This window comes from Ruania zhangjianzhongii (assembly GCF_008000995.1).
In the GTDB taxonomy this organism is placed as follows: domain Bacteria; phylum Actinomycetota; class Actinomycetes; order Actinomycetales; family Beutenbergiaceae; genus Ruania; species Ruania zhangjianzhongii.
In genome coordinates this window covers 843,173-861,046 of the sequence record NZ_CP042828.1, presented here as the reverse complement: position 1 = coordinate 861,046, position 17,874 = coordinate 843,173, and the positions used below count along the sequence as shown (strand labels likewise).

Annotated in this window: 16 protein-coding genes; 7 read left to right on the top strand and 9 right to left on the bottom strand. The window is 70.0% G+C overall.

The genetic code is table 11. The features are described from left to right. Window positions 1-29: 29 nt before the first annotated feature. Both FU260_RS04020 and FU260_RS04015 read right to left on the bottom strand, forming a co-directional pair. Entirely contained in the window at window positions 30-1,697 is a 1,668-nt protein-coding gene (locus FU260_RS04020) for a DUF4091 domain-containing protein (protein ID WP_147915891.1), read from the bottom strand. A gap of 95 nt (window positions 1,698-1,792) precedes the next feature. Continuing rightward, window positions 1,793-2,533, bottom strand: a complete 741-nt coding sequence (locus FU260_RS04015) for a helix-turn-helix domain-containing protein (RefSeq protein ID WP_147915890.1) — start codon at window positions 2,531-2,533, stop codon at window positions 1,793-1,795. A 179-nt stretch (window positions 2,534-2,712) separates the two neighbouring features. On the opposite strand from FU260_RS04015, the gene FU260_RS04010 reads away from it, so the two are divergent. After that, window positions 2,713-3,564 (top strand): phytanoyl-CoA dioxygenase family protein, encoded by an 852-nt coding sequence (locus FU260_RS04010; protein WP_147915889.1) that lies wholly within the window; start codon window positions 2,713-2,715, stop codon window positions 3,562-3,564. 169 nt (window positions 3,565-3,733) lie between these two features. Here the strand turns inward: FU260_RS04010 and FU260_RS04005 are convergent, their stop codons facing one another. From FU260_RS04005 to ssd, 4 genes are read right to left on the bottom strand one after another with little or no spacing between them, the layout of a single operon-like run. Then, complete coding sequence (locus tag FU260_RS04005) at window positions 3,734-4,291, bottom strand: type II secretion system F family protein (RefSeq protein WP_147915888.1); 558 nt, start codon at window positions 4,289-4,291, stop codon at window positions 3,734-3,736. Beyond that, the gene (locus tag FU260_RS04000) at window positions 4,291-5,016 is read right to left on the bottom strand and encodes a hypothetical protein (RefSeq protein WP_147915887.1); all 726 of its coding nucleotides are present in this window, start codon (window positions 5,014-5,016) and stop codon (window positions 4,291-4,293) included. Before FU260_RS04000 ends, FU260_RS04005 begins: the two co-directional genes overlap by 1 nt. Beyond that, window positions 5,013-6,188, bottom strand: coding sequence for a TadA family conjugal transfer-associated ATPase (locus FU260_RS03995; protein WP_147915886.1), 1,176 nt, complete (start codon window positions 6,186-6,188; stop codon window positions 5,013-5,015). Before FU260_RS03995 ends, FU260_RS04000 begins: the two co-directional genes overlap by 4 nt. Beyond that, window positions 6,188-7,186 carry a septum site-determining protein Ssd gene (ssd, locus tag FU260_RS03990; RefSeq protein WP_168211637.1) on the bottom strand — a complete coding sequence of 333 codons (999 nt, stop codon included), beginning with the start codon at window positions 7,184-7,186 and terminating at the stop codon, window positions 6,188-6,190. The genes FU260_RS03995 and ssd overlap by 1 nt, the downstream gene beginning before the upstream one ends. A 452-nt stretch (window positions 7,187-7,638) precedes the next feature. On the opposite strand from ssd, the gene FU260_RS03985 reads away from it, so the two are divergent. From FU260_RS03985 to FU260_RS03970, 4 genes are all read left to right on the top strand, one after another. Beyond that, window positions 7,639-8,811, top strand: a complete 1,173-nt coding sequence (locus tag FU260_RS03985) for a hypothetical protein (protein ID WP_147915884.1) — start codon at window positions 7,639-7,641, stop codon at window positions 8,809-8,811. A 255-nt stretch (window positions 8,812-9,066) separates the two neighbouring features. Beyond that, a complete protein-coding gene (gene acs, locus FU260_RS03980; protein WP_147915883.1) occupies window positions 9,067-11,046 on the top strand; it encodes an acetate--CoA ligase in 1,980 nt (659 codons plus the stop codon). 127 nt (window positions 11,047-11,173) lie between these two features. After that, entirely contained in the window at window positions 11,174-12,082 is a 909-nt protein-coding gene (locus FU260_RS03975; protein ID WP_235912417.1) for an alpha/beta fold hydrolase, read from the top strand. Between the two features lie 133 nt (window positions 12,083-12,215). Then, window positions 12,216-12,893: a Crp/Fnr family transcriptional regulator gene (locus FU260_RS03970; RefSeq protein ID WP_147915882.1), complete on the top strand. Its 678-nt coding sequence runs from the start codon at window positions 12,216-12,218 to the stop codon at window positions 12,891-12,893. 161 nt (window positions 12,894-13,054) lie between these two features. Here FU260_RS03970 and FU260_RS03965 read toward each other — a convergent pair whose 3' ends face one another. Genes FU260_RS03965 through FU260_RS24550 form a run of 3 tightly spaced genes read right to left on the bottom strand, consistent with a single transcriptional unit; the run spans window position 13,055 to window position 14,113 of the window. Then, window positions 13,055-13,522 (bottom strand): RidA family protein, encoded by a 468-nt coding sequence (locus tag FU260_RS03965; RefSeq protein ID WP_147915881.1) that lies wholly within the window; start codon window positions 13,520-13,522, stop codon window positions 13,055-13,057. After that, window positions 13,519-13,674, bottom strand: a complete 156-nt coding sequence (gene sp36 / locus FU260_RS03960) for a Sp36 family protein (RefSeq protein ID WP_147915880.1) — start codon at window positions 13,672-13,674, stop codon at window positions 13,519-13,521. Before sp36 ends, FU260_RS03965 begins: the two co-directional genes overlap by 4 nt. A gap of 10 nt (window positions 13,675-13,684) precedes the next feature. Further along, on the bottom strand, window positions 13,685-14,113 hold the full coding sequence (locus FU260_RS24550; protein WP_147915879.1) for a WhiB family transcriptional regulator: 429 nt from the start codon (window positions 14,111-14,113) through the stop codon (window positions 13,685-13,687). A 189-nt stretch (window positions 14,114-14,302) separates the two neighbouring features. Here FU260_RS24550 and FU260_RS03950 point away from each other — a divergent pair, with 189 nt between their 5' ends. Together FU260_RS03950 and FU260_RS03945 are read left to right on the top strand one after the other, a co-directional pair. After that, window positions 14,303-16,834, top strand: coding sequence for a penicillin-binding protein (locus tag FU260_RS03950; protein ID WP_147915878.1), 2,532 nt, complete (start codon window positions 14,303-14,305; stop codon window positions 16,832-16,834). A gap of 12 nt (window positions 16,835-16,846) precedes the next feature. After that, window positions 16,847-17,824, top strand: a complete 978-nt coding sequence (locus tag FU260_RS03945) for a metallophosphoesterase (protein ID WP_342355250.1) — start codon at window positions 16,847-16,849, stop codon at window positions 17,822-17,824. Window positions 17,825-17,874: the final 50 nt, after the last annotated feature.

The window sequence follows — 17,874 nt, the reverse complement described above, 5'->3', positions numbered from 1 at the left end:
CCGCCGAACCGCCGGGCCCAGGATGCGCCCTACCGCCGGGCGAGCTCAGTCACGATCCGCTCGTCGACCGCTCGCCGGGAGGTGAGATAGTGCTCGGAGTCGTAGCTGAACGTGTCATAGCCCAGAGTGCCGTCCTGGTCGATCATCGCCCGCGCGGTCTCGGTGTCGGTCAGGTCCCGGAGCAGCTGCAGCGCCCGATGGTCGGCCATCGCCTGGGCGAACACCCGGTAGCGGATCGAGGCCAGCGCGGTGCCGTCCTCGCCGGGGTAGACGATGAACGCATCGCCCGCCGGGAACGCTCCCCGGGCACTGGTGTCAGTGAACGGGTCCACCTGACCGAGGGAGAACTGGGCGTTCCAGAAGTTGAAGCCCCAGTGCAGGAAGCCTGGTGCAGCGGCGGCGAACAGCTGCCGTCCGAGCACCCGGTTACGCAGTGAAGGCATCGAGATGAACCGGTTCGCGACGTCCCGGTGCTGGGAGACGCAGTAGTAGACCCAGGGACTGACCCCGGCGGCGAGGAACTCCCCCACATGGTTGGTCGCCACGATCGGAGTGTCCACCACCCCCTCCCGGGCGAACGCATAGTCGCTGAGCGCATCGGCCACCAGCGCCCCGTCGAGCAGATCCGCCACCACCTCCCGTGCCGCTCGGTAGTCGGGAAGCATCTGCTCACGTGGTTCGTCGCTGATGTGGAAGATCACCTCACCGCTCCAGTGCTCGGCGAGGTAGGCGCGTAGCTGCGGGAGCAGAGCGGCCATCAGCTCCCGGTACCGCGGGTCAGTGGCCGGCACCTCCCAGCCGAACCACTGCTCGGTGCCCGCGGGCGTGTCCACGTAGATCGCGGGAGTAGCCGTGGCACCCCACTGGGTGAACAGGTGCGCGATCTCCACCGCGCGCATGCCGTGCTTCACGCACAGACGCAACCACCTGCCCAGGAGGTCGAACCGGAACTGGTACCCACCGCCGTCGTGGGAGATCTGCACCAGCTGCACCGGGGTGCGGGTGTGCCCCACGGCCGTGTCCAGCGGCGGGGTCCAGGTGGGGGTGAGCACCGAGTTGACGCCCATGCCGGCCGCGGCGCCGATGAACGCATCGACCACACGCCAGTGCTCCTCCCCGAACGGCTGCACGCGGTAGTAGTCGGCGAGGCAGTCCGCGTGCAGCCAATGGGTGTTGACGATGTCCAGCTCCGGCAGCCGGTGCGGGTGCACCTGCACCGGGATCGTCGTCTGGTGGAGTACGGCGCCGGACTCCGCATCCGAGAGCTGCACCGTCAGCTCGCTGCTCCCGGCGAGTTCCTCGTCGTCGACGCACAGGTCGATCCACAGTGCCCGCCAGTAACCGATCGCCGGCGGGATCGTCGCCTCCGGCCCGAGCGGTCGGAGCAGGTCCGGATACAGCCCCGGAGTGTCCCGCAGGTAGCCCTCGTCGTGGCCGTCGAAGGCGAGCAGCGTGGCCGGTACCAGCTCCACCGTGCTCAGCCGGACGTGCTCGGCCACGGCTCCGCCCAGGCTCACCCGCAGCGCCGGGAGGGCGTTCAGGCTCTCCGTTGCCGGCGGCAGGAACGCGATCTGTACCGACAGCACCTCCCCGAGGAACCCGGAGAGGCTGGCGCCGGCCGCTGCCGGGCGGGGTGGTTCGTCGGCAAACACCTTCGTCAACGAGTCCACGGTGTGAAAGGTCCAGTCCGGGCGCATCGCATTCCTTCGGTAGCGGTGAGAGTCCTTACGGTGTGCCTTCAACTTACGGGGTACGTCGGAACCACTCCGTAAGGCGGTAGCGGTCGGTCGCCTCAGCTCCGGCGCGCGGCCTCCTGCCGCCGGAACTGGACCGGTGAGATACCTACCCGGCGGCGAAACAGTCGGGAGAAGTAGGCCGGATCGTCATAGCCCACCTGGGCGGCGATCGCTGCCACATCGCTGGTGGTGTCGGCGAGCAGTTGCTGGGCACGGCCGAGCCGGGTCTGGATGATGAACTCGTGCGGACTCAGGCCGGTCGCCTCGCGGATGACTGCATGCAGGGTGTCGACAGTCAGCCCGAGGGCGGCGGCACGCTCGGCTACGGACAGCGGCGTGAAGGCCGACTCCAGCAACCCGTCCACAGCCGACCTGGCGCGCTGCCGCGGTCCCCGAGCAGTGGCGTCCAAGGCCATCCCGACCAGCTGCGCCACCACGGTGGCTGCGACGAGCTGCGAGCGCTGGTTCGGCAGCGCCAGCGCTTGGCGCAGTCGAGCAAACGCCTCCCGCAGTCCCGCCAGCTTCCCGGGGTCAGCGGGCCGCACCGGCTGGCTGGGCGGCCAGCCGTCGACGCCGTCGAACACGCGCGTCATCGTGCCCTCGAAGAGTACCCAGTGCTCCCGCCACCCGTCCGGGCCCGGCCCGTAGGCGTGGGCCGCCCCGGGTGTCAGCCAGATGATCGACGGCGCCGGCACCGCGAGTCCGTTCCTGCGATTCTCGTCGAGATAACGCCCGGAGCCCGCGGTCACGAACACCAGTGCGTGCGTGGACAGCCGGCGAAACCGTGGTTCGGGCATCGGACGTCCCCACTGCTGCCCAGCGCCACGGCAGCTCAACCCGCTGTCCCGCAAAGTACGCGCGACGTTCAGGTAGGCAGACCACGGGAGCTCGTCAGCGGAACCCAGCCCTGAATTGTCCAAGTGTTGCTCCTCGATCACCCATGTCCTGCCTCGGGTGACCAGCCTAGGCTGCCGACATGCTCACTTCGAACGGCTATGTGCTGGACGAGCGCCCCGACCGACTCGGCAGCCTCACCGAGACTCCCGACGCCGAACGCCACGATCGAGACGGATTGTGGCAGCGGTTGCGCTCCCAGGGCTATCTGCTGCTCCGGGACCAGATCCCGACCGAAGACGTGCTCGCCTTCCGGGACTTCTACTTCTCCGCGCTGAACGGTACCGGTGTCCTGGACGCCACGACCGACCCGGTCGAGGGGATCGCCGGCGCCGGACCGGTGGACAGTGCCACCTACCGGCGCATCTTGTTCGACGAGATAGTCCCATCGCCGCAGTACCAGGCGTTCTGTGCCTCGCCGGCGGTCGGCGGCTGGTTCCGCTGGTTCCTTGCCGGTGACGTGCACCTGCACCGGCGCAAGATCCTGCGCCACACCCAGCCGGGGGAAAACGGCATCGGCACGGCCACCCAGGCGCACTACGACCTGGTCTACCTGCGTGAGGGCACCGACCGGGTGCTGTCGATGTGGATCCCGCTCGGCGACTGCCCGACCTCGCTCGGCGGGCTGACCTACTTGGAGGGTACCCACCACGCGATCATGGCCGAGGAGCGCGAGGGCCGGCTGAAGCGGCCGGCGGCCTCGATCACGGCCGACCTGCCCGGACTGGCCGAGGAGTACGGCGCCCGCTGGCTGGTCACCGACTACCGCGCCGGCGATGTGATGGTGCATTCGGCTCACCTGGTGCACGCCGCCCTGGACAACGTGGACACGACTGGCCGGATGCGGCTCTCCACCGACATCCGCTACCAGCGGCTGGACGAGCCGATCGACTGGCGCTGGCAGGAGCACTGGCACGACCACGACGGACTCTGACTGGCGCTGGCAGGAGCACCGGCACGACCACGACGGACTCTGACCACAGGTCCGGGGGCATACCGTGCCGATGTCGCGTCCGGCTGGTCTCCAGCGAAGAATCTCCCGGTGGCGGTGGAGCACACCGCCTCAGCCGCCGAATCTCCCGGCGGCAGCGGACCACACCGCCTCAGCCGCCGAACAGCCCGGCGCCGGTGGATAGCAGCACCGGGACCAGCCCGAGCAGCACGAACGCCGGCAGCAGGCACAGGCCGAGTGGCAGCACCAACCGGACGCCGAGCCGAGCGGCTGCCTCCCGCGCCCGGGAGGTGCGCCGCACCCGAACTGTGTCCGCAGCCTGACGCAGCAACGGCACCGGAGAGACGCCACCGGTCCAGGCCGGTTCCAGGGCGTGCTGCAGATTCCGGTATCCCTGCGGCGTCCCGTGCCAGGCCTCCGGCCAGGACGCGCCCAGCCGTAGTGCCGTCACCACTCGGTCCAGTGGCCCGCCTTGCGCCGGCGGGAGTGCCTCGGCGAGCGCCGCCAGGGCACCAGGCACGCTGGCGCCGGCGACCACCGCGGCCCTGGTGATATCCAGCAGGACCGCAGCATCGACCTGCCGCGCCGGTTCACTCGGCCGGCCCTGCCCCGGCACTCCTTGCTCGGCCAGCGAGCGCGGCCCGCACGCCCACGGCAGCACGGCGAGGGCGCTCAGCAGCACCACCGCGACCGCCGCGACCGTGGACATCAGATCCCTGCCTGCTCGGCCCGGCGCACCAGCGCCGCGGACCACTTCCGGCCAAGTGCCATCATCGCCAACCCGAGCAGCAAGCTGGCGGTGCCGGACCCACCGTCTGCGAACACGGCGATCGGATCCACTCCGAGCAGCACCCCGAGGCCGAGCCCGGCGAGCGGCAACCAGGCGAGCAGCCGGGCAGTGGCGCGAGGTGCCGCCATCGCGGTGCGCCGCTGGCCGGCGCCTTCCTCCGCCTCGGCGAGACCCTGGGCGCAGCACTCCAGCACATCGGCCACCGGAGTGCCGAGCCGGTCGGCCACTGCCACCGCGGTGCGCGCCCCGGCCACCGCATCAGCGCGCGGCCCGGTGGGAACCGAATCGGCCAGCTCCGCCAGCGTGGCCGGAGCGCCCGGTTGCCCCGCGAGAGTGGCTTGCCAGGCCGCCGGCAGCGCGGCTCCTGTGCGCAGCCGGGCAGCCACCTCCACCAGCACCGATCCGAACGGCAGGTCAGCTTCACCGTGCTGTCCACCCCGCCCACGCCGACCACTTCGCCAGAGAGGCCCCCGACGCCCGCGTTCCGAAGCAGCAGCGTCGGAGCCGATCGGCACAGTCGCCGCCCGTCCCGCCCGCTGCTGCACACCTCCGGCGGCCGACCGGGCCCGCCGCCCCGGCGCCGTCAGCAACGCCACGGCCACCGCGACCAGCAGCACCGGCAGCACCGGCAGCCACGTACTCATCCCGCCTCCGCCCAGGTGGCCGCATCCAATCGCCGGGCGAGCTGTTGCCAGGCCGCGGCGGGCTCCAGATCGCCTGCCTGACCCCGGACCAGGGCGAGGTCGCTGCGCAGCCCACCTGCGCCGTCGCCGGTGAACACCGCCACCTGAGCAAGATGGCGACCCTGGGCGTCCCGGTGCAGGTGCAGCACCGCATCGACCGCGCTGAGCGCTTGGACCGCCACCGCCGACGGGGAGAGTCCCGCCAGTGCACCGAGCGCGACCAGTCGGGCCGGCACATCCGATGCGGCATTGGCGTGCACTGTCGCCCAGCCGCCGTCGTGGCCGGTGTTCAGTGCGCCGAGCACCTCCCGCACCTCCGCGCCGCGGCACTCCCCCAGCACCAGCCGGTCCGGGCGCATCCGCATCGCCGTGCGCACCAGCTGCGCCAGGTCGACCTCGCCGGCGCCCTGCACGTTGGCGCGGCGGACCTGCAGGTGCAGCACATGCGGGTGGGTGGGGCGCTGCTCGGTGGCCTCCTCGATGCAGATGATCCGTTCGGTGCTGGGCACCCGGGAGAGCATGCTCGCCACCAGGGTGGTCTTGCCGCTCCCGGTGGCGCCACTGACCAGCACGTTCGCGCGCAGCGCCACCAGCGCCTCGAGCACCTGCACACCGCGCGGCCCAGTCAGACCGGCCTCGGCCAGCTCGGGCAGGGTGAACGCCCGGCGCCGGATCGTGCGCAGCGAGATCACCGCACCCTCGGCGCTGAGCGGAGCGAGTACGGCGTGCAGGCGGGTGCCGTCCGGCAGCCTGCCTTCTGCGACTGGCGCCGCGTCATCCAGGCGCTGGCCGGCGGTCCCGGCCAACCGGGTGGCCAGCCGCCGCGGGTCCGGCAGCCGGTCCCGCTCCACGGTCAGGCCCCGGCCGCGGTCCACCCACACGCTGCCGTCACCGTTGATCAGCACGTCGGTCACGGCCGGATCCTCCAACAGCGGCTGCACCACCGGCCCCGCCCCGAGCAGCTCGGTCCGCGCCGCCCGGTCCAGGTCGAGCTGAGCGGCATCGGTACGCACCCCCGGAGTGGCGCGAACCGCCCGGGTGACCGCACCCGGGCCCGGTGGTGATCCGCCGCCTCCGGGACCACCAGCACCGATCACACGCCGGCGCACCTGCTCGATTCCGGAGCCGGACATCAGGAGGCCAGCCCGAGGTCGGCGACCAACCGGCGAGCGCCACGGATCAACGCTCCGCGCCGGTTGTCCCCCGGTGCCACCCCGCGTTCGACTCCAGCCTGCAGGCCCCGTTCGGGGCGCATCGCCACGGCGAGCGGCACCCCGGCCGCCTCGGCGATCTCGGCCGGAGTGAGGCCGCCGGGTGCTGGCCCGCGCACCACGAGCCGGGCCTGGACCCCCTCCCAGGCGCTGCGGGCGGCGCGGACCGCCTCACCGGTCACCACATCGCAGGTGGCGACGATCAGCACCAGCGCGCAGTGCATCGCCCAGTGCGCGTCCGCTCGCGGTACGTCCAACACCACAACGTCGTGCCCGGCCGCGAGCGCGTCGACCGCGCCCAGCGCCAGCGACTGCGCCGGGCCGCCGCGCCAGTCCGCGGAGAGCACGTGCACCCCGCGCCAGACCGGCAGGGCCTCCTCCAGCGCCCGGCCGGGCAGGGTGCCGTCACTGCCGTCCAGGTCCGCCCAGCGCAACCCACCCTCGTGCTCGATGCCCAGGGTCAGGTCCAGCCCCGGGCCGCTGCGGTCCAGGTCCACCAGGGCGACGGCGAGCTGTTCGTTCACGCAGGCCCGGGCGAGCACTGCCGCCAGGGAGGAGGCCCCGACCCCACCACGGGCGCCGACCACCCCCACCACGGTGGCCCGGCGCGGCTGGCAGGCCGAGCGTGCCCGGGTGAGCAGTTCTTCCGCCTGCGCGGGCAGAGCAAGCGGGCGACCGCCGTCGGGCATGGTGAGCTCCGACAGACCCACCCACACCGCGCGCCGGCCCGGGGCAACCCAGAGTTCGTCCTCGGCCTGCAGTTCGGCGGCGCTGTCCAGCAGCAGCGCGGCCCGCGGCGCCAGGGACCCGGGCGGATGGATCACCACCGGGATATCGGCGAGCGCGAGCACCGCCCGCACCTCCTCGATCAGCTCGGCATCCGCCGAACGCAGCGCTACTGCTCCTGCCGTCTGGTCCATCGGATCTCCCGTTCCGTTGCTGCGTGCCGATCTCAGGATGGCCGGGGCCGGGCGGACCGTGCGGATCGCTGCGAGGGGGTTGTGGACAACGTGGCACGACGGCGGAGGTGGAGGTGGTCTGCTCCGTTCCTCTTTCGCACGGGGTAGGGAGGGTGTATACAAGAAGAACAACTTCATCTGGGAGTGGGAACCCACGCGCGTTTGGTCCACGTGAAGGACCGGTCGAGCGGGCTTGCCCGGTACGACCACCTGAGGATGCACGCCTGATAGCCCGCACCAGTGAAGGTGACAACGGCGCTTCGCACGAGGCGCCGTTGTTGCGTTCCGGGCCGCTGGTTGCGCTCGGGGCCGTCCGCGCCGTTCGGCGGCGATGGCAGCCCACCGGCGCGCCCCTGCCCGTCCTCGGCCGATGCGTCGCTACCGTGATTGCATCACCCACCGTGGAGGACACAGTGAGCACCGTCCCGCCGAACAGCAACGACCCCGACGAGACGCCCGACGTCGCCCCGGAGACGTCGGCCGTCCCGCCGCCCGCGCCGCCGGCACCGACGCAGGAACCGCCGGCCGGGGAGATCCCGGGAACAGCCGCGCCCGAATCTGCTCCGGGTGCTGCGGAGAACGATCTGCCCGCGGCGGCTTCTCCCGCTGCGCCCGCTGGTGCGGGTGCTGGTGCGGGCGTGCACCCTGGTGCGGGTGCTGGTGCGGGCGTGCACCCTGGCGAGGGAGTGCACGCTGCCGCACCGCCCGCGAGCGACCCCACCGCGAGCGACCCCACCGCGAGCGAGCCGGCCACGAGCGCTTTCCCGGCTGAGGAGACCGCAGCCGTCCCCACTGGCGGGACGCCAGCGCCGATCCGCGAGGATCCGGCTACCCGTCAGCTCCCCACTGAGGAGGAGGACGAGGCGCTGCGCGCCGAACGTGCGCGCCGGTTCGGCCGAGTCGCCTCTTCCGGGAGTGACCCCGTGGAGTCGGACCACTCGGACACGGTCGTGGCTGGTGGCGCTGCCGCGGGCGCAGGAGCGGGTGCGGGTGTCGGGTATGCAGCGGCCTCCGACCCCGACCGGACGACCGCGCTCCCGGCCGACGGCACTGCTGTCGCCGCGGAGGATGACGACCCGTTCCGCGACTTCGACGAGGGGCCACGCTCCCGTGCCGCCGCGCACTGGTGGGGCATCCTGATCGCCGTGGTGTTCGGGCCGGTCACCTGGTACCTGATCGCCGATGGTGGCGAGCGGATCTCCTACGCGCTCAGCCAGAACCTCGAGTCGATCAACGTGATGGGGCTGGTGGAGCTCGGCGGTGGACTGCTCACCTTGATCCTCTTGCTGATGGCGGCCCGGTGGTCCTCCGTGGGCTCGATCATCATCGGCTCGATCGGCGCCCTGATCGGTGCTGCGTTCCTGGTGATTCCGCAGATCGTGGCCGACTTCCTCGCTTCCCAGTCGATGATCTTCGACCGGCTCGGGCAGTTCGGCACGAACGTCTTCGACCACCTCGTCGCCGACGGGCACTCCGGCCGGCTGCTGGTCTACGGCGTCGCGTTCATCTTCATCGGCGTGGTCTCCCACGGGGCGCGGCGGCAGGGGCGGCGCGAGGAGCGCCGCAGGGCCGCCCTCGGTCTCTGACCGTTCGACCGCTCTGGAGAAGCAGGTCCTGCCCGACTGCGGGCAGGGCCTGCTGTCGTTTCACGGCCGCGGGTCGCTCACCTGGCCGTGCCCGGTGAAGGTCTGAGGCACCACTCGCGGCCGACCGCCGGACGCAACCTCGGGGCCACCGGCCGCAGTCCTGCGGCCTTCGGACGATCGCACTTCGGTCTCGGCGCCATCAGGCATAGGCTGAGCGGGTACACACACGCACCACAGAAGCTGCTCGGAGGAACTGTGACCGACCACAACCCCGCTCTGGAGAACCTGCTCACGGAGACCCGCTCGTTCCCGCCCAGTGCCGAGTTCGCCGCTCAGGCGAACTCCACGCCGGAGCTGTACGAGCAGGCCAAGGCGGACCGTCTCGAGTTCTGGGCCGACCAGGCCCGGCGCTTCCTCACCTGGGACAAGCCGTTCAGCGAGGTCCTCGACTTCTCCGATGCGCCGAAGGCGCGCTGGTTCGGTGACGGCACGCTGAACGCGACCTACAACGCCGTCGACCGGCACGTGGAGGCGGGCAACGGGGACCGGGTCGCGATCCTGTTCGAAGGTGAGCCCGGGGACACTCGCGAGATCACCTACGCCGACCTCCAGCGTGAGGTCTCCCAGGCGGCCAACGCGATCGAGGCGCTGGGGGTGACGACCGGGGACCGGGTGGCCATCTACCTGCCGATGATCCCCGAAGCGGTCATCGCCATGCTCGCCTGTGCCCGGATCGGTGCCACCCACTCGGTGGTGTTCGGCGGCTTCTCCGCCGAAGCCCTGTACTCCCGGATCATCGACGCCGACGCCAAGCTGGTGATCACCGCCGACGGCGGCTACCGCCGCGGCAAGCCCAGCTCGCTCAAGCCCGCAGTGGACGAGGCGCTGACCAAGGGCACCACCACAGTGACCAACGTGCTCGTGGTGCGCCGCACCGGGCAGGACGTCGCCTGGACCGATGGGCGCGACATCTGGTGGCACGAGGCGCTCGAGGCGGCCTCGGCCGAGCACACCCCGGTGCCGGTGGAGGCCGAGCACCCGCTGTTCATCCTCTACACCTCCGGCACCACCGGGAAGCCCAAGGGCATCCTGCACACCACGGGTGGTTACCTCACCCAGGCGGCCTACACCACCTACTACACCTTCGACCTCAAGCCGGAGTCGGACGTGTACTGGTGCACCGCCGACGTCGGCTGGGTCACCGGCCACTCCTACGTCACCTACGGACCGCTGATCAACGGCGCCACCCAGGTGATCTACGAGGGCACCCCGGACACCCCGCACAAGGGCCGCTGGTGGGAGATCGTGGCCAAGCACAAGGTGACCATCCTCTACACCGCCCCGACCGCGATCCGCACCTGCATGAAGTGGGGCGAGGACGTTCCGGCGGAGTTCGACCTGTCCACGCTGCGGGTGCTGGGCAGCGTGGGCGAGCCGATCAACCCGGAGGCCTGGATGTGGTACCGCCGGGTAATCGGCGGCGACCGGACCCCGGTGGTGGACACCTGGTGGCAGACCGAGACCGGGGCGATCATGATCTCCCCGCTGCCCGGTGTCACCGCCGCCAAGCCGGGCTCGGCCCAAACCGCACTGCCCGGTATCGAGGTGGAGATCTGGGACGACGCGGGCAAGGCGGTCGGTCCTGGTGGCGGTGGCTACCTGGTGATCAACGAACCGTGGCCGTCGATGCTGCGCGGGATCTGGGGCGATGAGGAACGGTTCAAGGAGACCTACTGGTCCCGCTTCCCCGGCACCTACTTCGCCGGCGACGGTGCGAAGTTCGATGACGACGGCGACGTGTGGCTGCTCGGCCGGGTGGACGACGTGATGAACGTGTCCGGGCACCGGCTGTCCACCACGGAGATCGAGTCCGCGCTGGTCTCGCACGAGTGGGTGGCCGAGGCCGCTGTCGTAGGCGCCAAGGACGACACCACCGGTCAGGCCGTGGTGGCGTTCGTGATCCTGCGAGGCGAGGCGCTCGAAGCAGCCGAGGCCGAGGGCGGGGACAAGGTGGTCGGCGCGTTGCGGGCGCACGTGGCCGGTGAGATCGGCCCGATCGCCAAGCCGCGCTCCATCCTGGTGGTCGCCGAGCTGCCGAAGACCCGCTCCGGCAAGATCATGCGCCGGCTGCTGCGGGACGTGGCCGAGAACCGCGAGGTGGGCGATGTCACCACGCTCGCTGACAGCACCGTGATGGACTCCATCTCTGCCGGGATGGCCGGCGGCGGCGACTGACCCGCCTCCCCACGGCGGAAGGCCGGTGCCCGGATTCGTCCGGGTGCCGGCCTCGTCATTTCGGCCGACGGCGGATCCACCTGGCGGCTGATTCCCCGCCACCACCCGCGCGGGTAACCTCGCACCTGTGAGCGTCGATCCGTCCATCATTCTGCGGGAGGGCCCGTGGTCTCACCGGATGGTGGCCGCGAACGGGGGGCGGTTCCACCTGGCGGTCTCCGGTGCGCACGACGGCGAAGCTCCCCTCGTGGTGCTCCTGCACGCCTTTCCGCAGTTCTGGTGGGCATGGCGGGCCCAGCTGGCCGGTCTGGCCGCACGGGGCTACCGGGTCGCCGCGATGGACCTGCGGGGATACGCCGGGTCGGACAAGCCGCCCTCGGCGTACGCGGTGCCCTCCATGGCGGCCGACGTCCGTGGGGTGATCCGCTCGCTCGGGGCGGCCTCCGCCGTCGTGATCGGTCACGGCCTGGGCGGGCAGGTGGCCTGGTCCATGCCGGCGATCGCACCCCAGGTGACCCGCGCCGTCGGCGTGCTCTCTGCCCCGCACCCGGTGCCGCTGCACCGGCAGACCGGCCGAGTAGCCACCTCGGCCACCATGAAGACGCTCAGCTACTTCCAGGTGCCCTGGTTCCCGGAGCGTTCGATCACCCAGAGGGACCTGGTGGCTCGGCTGCTGGCCGACTGGAGCGCCCCTGGCCACAGCTGTGAGCACGTGGACCTGTACACCGACGCGATGCGGCTGCCGTTCGTGGCGCACAGTGCGATGGAGCAGTTGCGGTGGTCGGTGCGGTCCACCCCGCGCCTGGATGGGCGGCGCTATCTCGCGGCGGTGAACCGGCCGGTGACGGTGCCGGTGCTGAGCCTGTACGGCGGTGCGGACCCGGTCTACCGGCGCGGTGCCTATCACCGGGACAAGGACTATGTGCGCGCCCGCTACTCCCAGGTGAGTGTGGACGGTGCCGGGCATTTCCTGCCCGAAGAGGCCCCGGAGGAGGTCACCGAGCTGCTTGCCGAGTGGCTCGAGGGTCTGGACTGACCACTCGCCCCGCAGGCGTCGCTCGATGATCGAGCGCCCTCAGTCGCGGTGCCTGTAGCGTTGCGGGCAGCCCGCAGGCTGGAAGAATGGCAGACTGTGGCTGACCTCACACCGAGACGAAGGGAACCTCACGATGGACGAGGCCGTGGTCCGATCCGCTCCGCTCTTCGCCGAGCTCAGCGATGAGAGCTATCGCGCGGTCCGGGAGCGCACCACCGAACTCACGTTCCGTCGTGGCGAGGAGATCTTCCACGAGGGCGCCCAAGGTGACCGGTTGTTCGTGATCGGGTCTGGGAAGGTCAAGCTTGGTCATATGGCGCCCGACGGGCGCGAGCACCTGCTCGCCATCCTCGGTCCCGGGGAGATCCTCGGTGAGGTGTCTCTGTACGACCCGGGCAAGCGCACTGCGACCGCGACCGCGCTGGCCACCAGCGGGCTGGTCGAGCTTTCCCACCAGGGTCTGCTGAAGATCCTGGACGCTCGACCCGAGGTCTCCCAGCACCTGCTGCGTTCCCTCGCCCTGCGACTGCGGCGGACCAACAACAAGGTCGCCGACCTGATCTTCTCCGATGTGCCCGGCCGGGTGGCGAAGGCGCTGCTGGACCTGGGCCGCCGGTTCGGCGAGCGCACCGAGTCCGGGCTGCGCGTCACCCACGACCTCACCCAGGAAGAGCTGGCCCAGCTGGTCGGTGCCACCCGGGAGACGGTGAACAAGGCGCTGGCGGAGTTCTCCAACCGCGGCTGGCTGCAGCTCCAGGGCCGGACCGTGGTGCTGGTCGACATCGACCGGCTCACCCACCGGGCCCGCTGAGCACCAGCCTCCCAGCTCGGCCTACCCGCCAGCTGAATCCATTCGCTCGTTAGTTGGCCCGCCCGGTCGTGCATTGCGGTAACGCACGGGCGGGCCGAGTAACGACCTGCTGTCGCGAGCGCACCGAGTCACGACCTGTTGTCGCGAGCGCACAGCCCCGGTCAGGCCACCTCGAGGATGAGCTCCACCTCGACCGGTGCGTCCATCGGGAGCACAGCCACGCCGACGGCGGAGCGGGCGTGCACTCCGGCGTCGCCGAAAATCTCCTGCAGCACCTGGGAGGCGCCGTTGATCACCTGGGGCTGTCCGGTGAAGGTCACGTCGGAAGCGACGAACCCGACCACCTTGACCACCCGGGTGATCTTCTCCACGTCCCCCACCAAAGACGCAGCCGCGGCGAGACCGTTGAGGGCAGCCTGGCGGGCCAGGGCCTGTGCCTGCTCCGGGTCGACCAGGCCCACCCCGGTCCCGACCTTCCCGGTCGCCGGCAGTTCACCGTTGACCATCGGGAGCTGGCCCGCGGTGTAGACCAGGTCGCCCTGGCGCACCGCGGGCACATAGGCAGCCACCGGCGGAACCACCTCGGGAAGGGTGAGCTCGAGCTCCGCGAGGCGTGCGGCGACGCTCACTGCTTCTCCCGCTTCAGGTAGGCGACCAGGCCCTGGCCGTCGGGCCCGGGCACCACCTGAACGAGTTCCCAGCCGTCCTCACCCCACTGGTCGAGGATCTGCTTGGTGGCGTGGATGATCAGCGGAACAGTTGCGTATTCCCAGCGTGTCATGCCAGTGATGTTACGCACCCCGCGCGACGGCCGCCGGTACGTCCGACAACGGCGGTGTCGCCGATCCCGGCGGCGCCCCCGAATCCGAGGCCGCCGGCGACGCAGGATCGGTACGGCGCCGCGGGCGAGGAGCCGGCCACCGTCGGCCGATCTCCTCGCTGATCTCGGTCCGATCGACCCCGTCCAGGGTGCTCCGCCAGGACTCCACTGCGGGCGCGCGGCGCAACAGTGCGCGACGCTCCCGTTCGGTCATCCCGCCCCAGACTCCGTACTGGATCCGGTTGTCCAGGGCGTCGACTAAGCACTCCAACCGCACCGGACAGTCGAAACAGACCTCTCTGGCCTGGCGCTGCGCTGCTCCCTGGACGAATAGGTCGTCCGGAGAACGCTGGGCGCAGGCGGCCCGAAGAGTCCACTCCTCATCGAACTTCGCGTTCACTTCCCCACCTCTCTACGTTGAGCGGCTTTTGTGCCAAGGCCCCTCCTTGGCAACTTCTTGACTGATTCTAGGGGATGAGATGCCACTTGGTGCAACTGCCCCCTTGTTGGTCTCTGCGTTATACACCTTTCTCGCGGGTTTGTCAGTTCCTGCACGGGGTTCCCAGTTTTGCGCCGTACCCTAGAGGCCATGCCTCCTACGTCGCGATCGACCTCTCGCACGGTCAATTCCGCACAGCTGGTCTCGATGTTCCTCGCGTTCCTGATGGTCGCGGGGGTCGGTGGCGTCCTCTCCGCCGGGTTCATGATGCCGGCGGTAGCGACGCTGGGTGCGGCCACCGACGCTGGTGACCGGTTGTTCGAGGAACTGCCCACAGAGCTGGGCAGCGAGGAGATGTCGCAGCAGACGGTGATGTACGCCGCCGATGGCTCGGTCCTTGCCCGGCTCTGGGACTGGAACCGGATCAGCGTCGAGCTCGACCAGGTGGCCGAGCCGATGCGGGACGCGGTGGTGGCCACGGAGGACCGGCGCTTCTACGAGCATGGCGGCGTGGACCCGGAGGGCATCATGCGCGCCGCCGTGCAGAACCTCCTCGGCACCAGCACGCAGGGTGGTTCCACGCTCACCCAGCAGTACGTGAAGAACGTCCTGATCGAGGCGGGCCGGCGCACCGAGGACGCCGAGGCGATCGAAGCGGCCACCGAGACGAGCATGGGGCGCAAGCTGCGCGAGGCCAAGCTGGCGATCGCGCTCGAACAGCAGCGCAGCAAGGACGAGATCCTGCAGGGCTATCTGAACATCGCCCAGTTCGGCCCGTCGCAGTACGGGGTCGAGGCGGCCTCGCGCTACTACTTCAGCCACCGCGCCGCGAACCTGACGGTCGCTGAGTCCGCGCTGCTCGCCGGCATCACCCAGTCGCCGGGAAAGTGGGACCCGGTGCGCAACCCGGAAAATGCCGAGCGGCGGCGGAACACCGTTCTCGGTCTGATGCTCGGTCAGGAGATGATCACCGAAGAGCAGTACAACGAGGCGATCGAGATCCCGATCGATGACATGCTGGAAGTGAACCCCACACCGCGTGGGTGCGACACCGCCGGCAGTGCCGCGTACTTCTGCGACTACGTGCGAGCGGAGATCCTCTCCGACCCCGCTTTCGGGGAGACTCGAGCTGAGCGGGTGCAGCTGCTGCAGACCGGCGGCTTGCAGATCCAGACCACGATCAACCCGGAGATGCAGCACGAGGCGTGGGATTCGCTGCGAGACGCGATCCCGGTCGACGACGAGTCCGGGATCTCCAACGCGATGTCCACTGTGGAGCCGGGCACCGGACGCATCCTCGCGATGGCACAGAACACGCATTACGGATCGCCTACCGATGACGATCCACGTGCCACCCAGGTGAACTACAACGGCGACCAGGCACACGGTGGCTCCCGAGGATTCCAGACCGGGTCGACGTTCAAGGCGTTCATCCTCACCCAGTGGCTCATCGACGGGCACTCGCTACAAGACATGGTGGATGGTTCGCAGGGCCAGCACTTCTCCCGATCATCCTGGGACACCTGTCTGCCTGAGCACGCCGACGACTACGACCCGAAGAACCTGGAAGGGATCGGGACCGGGCCGATGCGAGTGCTCGCGGCCACCGAAGAGTCGGTGAACACCGCATTCGTGAACATGTCGAACCAGATGAACCAGTGCGACATCGCCGACACGGTGCAGTCGATGGGCTACCACCACGCGACGGTCAACCCGGGCGAACAGTACGTCACCTCCTCCGGGGCCACCTATGGCGACTACTCGATGGCGGTCATCCCGTCGATGGCACTCGGCGCGAACGAGGTGGCGCCGCTGACGATGGCGGAAGCGTTTGCCACCTACGCGTCCGGTGGTATCCACTGCCGGCCTATCGCGATCGACTCCGTCACCACAGCAGATGGTGAAGACCTCGAGGTGCCAGAAGCCGGCTGCGAAAGGGCGCTCGACCAGTCCATCGCGAACGCGATGAACTATGCGCTGAACCACGTGGTCTCCGACGGTGCTACCGGTGAGAACGCCGTCCTCGACGACCGCCCGGCCGCCGGGAAGACCGGTACCGCAAACGACGACTCCGCGGCCTGGTTCGTCGGATACGTCCCGCAGATGGCCACTGCCGTCTGGGTGGGATACTCCGAGGCAACCGGCTCGATGATGGACACGACCATCGACGGCACGTTCTACAACCTCGTCTACGGTGGCCGGATCGCTGCCCCGATCTGGCAGGACTACATGAGCGAGGTCACCGACGGTATGGAGGTCCAGGAGTTCGAGGACCCGAACGACGATGAGGTCTACGGCGACCGGGAACCGGTGCCGAGTGTCGCCGGGATGTCCAGTGATGACGCTGCTGACCGGCTCAGTGGGGCTGGCTTCAACCCCCAGGAGGGCGACAGCGAGCACAGCGACGACGTGTCCGAAGGTTCGGTGATCTCCACCAGCCCGTCCTCCGGTTCCCGGGTGTCGCCGGGTTCCACTGTCACGATGACGATCAGCTCCGGACCCGAACCGGACGACGATGACGATGACGACGGCGGGAACGGGAACGGCGGCAACGGCAATAACGGCAACGGCAACAACGGGGGCAACGGCAATAACGGCAATGGCAACGGCAATGGCAATGGGGGCAACGGCAACAATGGCAATAACGGGAACGGGAACGGCGGGAACAGGGACGATGACTGACCTCGCCGCACCGTGCTGAGTGCTCTCCCCGGCCGGCCGCTTCGGCGAGCCGCCGGCGTGCTGGCCGGTGCTGCCGCAGTCGGCCTGACCTGGTCACTGGTCGAGGCACAGGCGTTTACCGTGCGCCGAGTGCACGTCCCGGTACTGCCCGCGGGGGCGGACCCCATCCGGGTGCTGCATCTGTCCGATCTGCACCTCCTCCCCCGCCAGGGCCGCAAGATCGGCTGGCTGCGCGATCTGGAGGCGCTGGAGCCGGACGTGGTGGTCAACACCGGTGACAACATGGCCCACCGCGAGGCGCTGCCGGCGGTGCTCGCGGCGTTGGAGCCGCTGTTGCAGCGGCCCGGCGTTTTCGTGATGGGGTCGAACGACTACTTCTCACCCAAACCGAGCAACCCGGCCCGCTACCTGCTGCCGGACCCGCGCCGGCGGCAGGATGACGAGCAGGGCGAGGAGCGCGCCGAGGACCTGCCCGGGCGGGAGCTCGGCTATGCCTTCGCGGCATGCGGCTGGCAGGACCTGACCAACCAGTCGGGTTCGCTCGAGGTACGCGGTCAGCGCTTGGACTTCATCGGTGTGGACGATCCGCACCTGGATCGAGATGAGTTGCCCCAGGCATGGCCGGCCCGGGCGGAAACGGGCGACAGCGGGACCTCCGTGCCAGCGCAGGAAGCGTTGCGTATCGGTGTGGCTCATGCCCCTTACCTGCGGGTGCTCCGCGGGATGCAGGGGCTGGGCTGCGAGCTGGTGCTGGCCGGCCACACCCACGGTGGCCAGCTCTGCCTGCCCGGCTACGGCGCCGTCGTGACCAATTGCGATCTGAACACCGGCCGCGCCAGTGGCCTGCACCCATGGCCCGGCGAGGCGCCTGGGCCGGGGAACCTGTGGCTGCACGTGAGCAACGGGATGGGCACCAATCCGTACACCCCGGTGCGCCTCGCCTGCCGCCCCAGCGTGACCCTGATGACGCTGACGGCGCCCAGCTCGTGAGTGGGATTACTGGTGCCATGACACCAGTCATCCCACTCACGAGTTGACCA

Coding starts and splice junctions, on each gene's coding strand:
- FU260_RS04020 (WP_147915891.1), bottom strand. CDS start 1,697: ATGCGCCCGGACTGGACCTTTCACACCGTGGACTCGTTGACGAAGGTG.
- FU260_RS04015 (WP_147915890.1), bottom strand. CDS start 2,533: ATGCCCGAACCACGGTTTCGCCGGCTGTCCACGCACGCACTGGTGTTC.
- FU260_RS04010 (WP_147915889.1), top strand. CDS start 2,713: ATGCTCACTTCGAACGGCTATGTGCTGGACGAGCGCCCCGACCGACTC.
- FU260_RS04005 (WP_147915888.1), bottom strand. CDS start 4,291: ATGTCCACGGTCGCGGCGGTCGCGGTGGTGCTGCTGAGCGCCCTCGCC.
- FU260_RS04000 (WP_147915887.1), bottom strand. CDS start 5,016: ATGAGTACGTGGCTGCCGGTGCTGCCGGTGCTGCTGGTCGCGGTGGCC.
- FU260_RS03995 (WP_147915886.1), bottom strand. CDS start 6,188: ATGTCCGGCTCCGGAATCGAGCAGGTGCGCCGGCGTGTGATCGGTGCT.
- ssd (WP_168211637.1), bottom strand. CDS start 7,186: ATGGACCAGACGGCAGGAGCAGTAGCGCTGCGTTCGGCGGATGCCGAG.
- FU260_RS03970 (WP_147915882.1), top strand. CDS start 12,216: ATGGACGAGGCCGTGGTCCGATCCGCTCCGCTCTTCGCCGAGCTCAGC.
- sp36 (WP_147915880.1), bottom strand. CDS start 13,674: ATGACACGCTGGGAATACGCAACTGTTCCGCTGATCATCCACGCCACC.
- FU260_RS03950 (WP_147915878.1), top strand. CDS start 14,303: ATGCCTCCTACGTCGCGATCGACCTCTCGCACGGTCAATTCCGCACAG.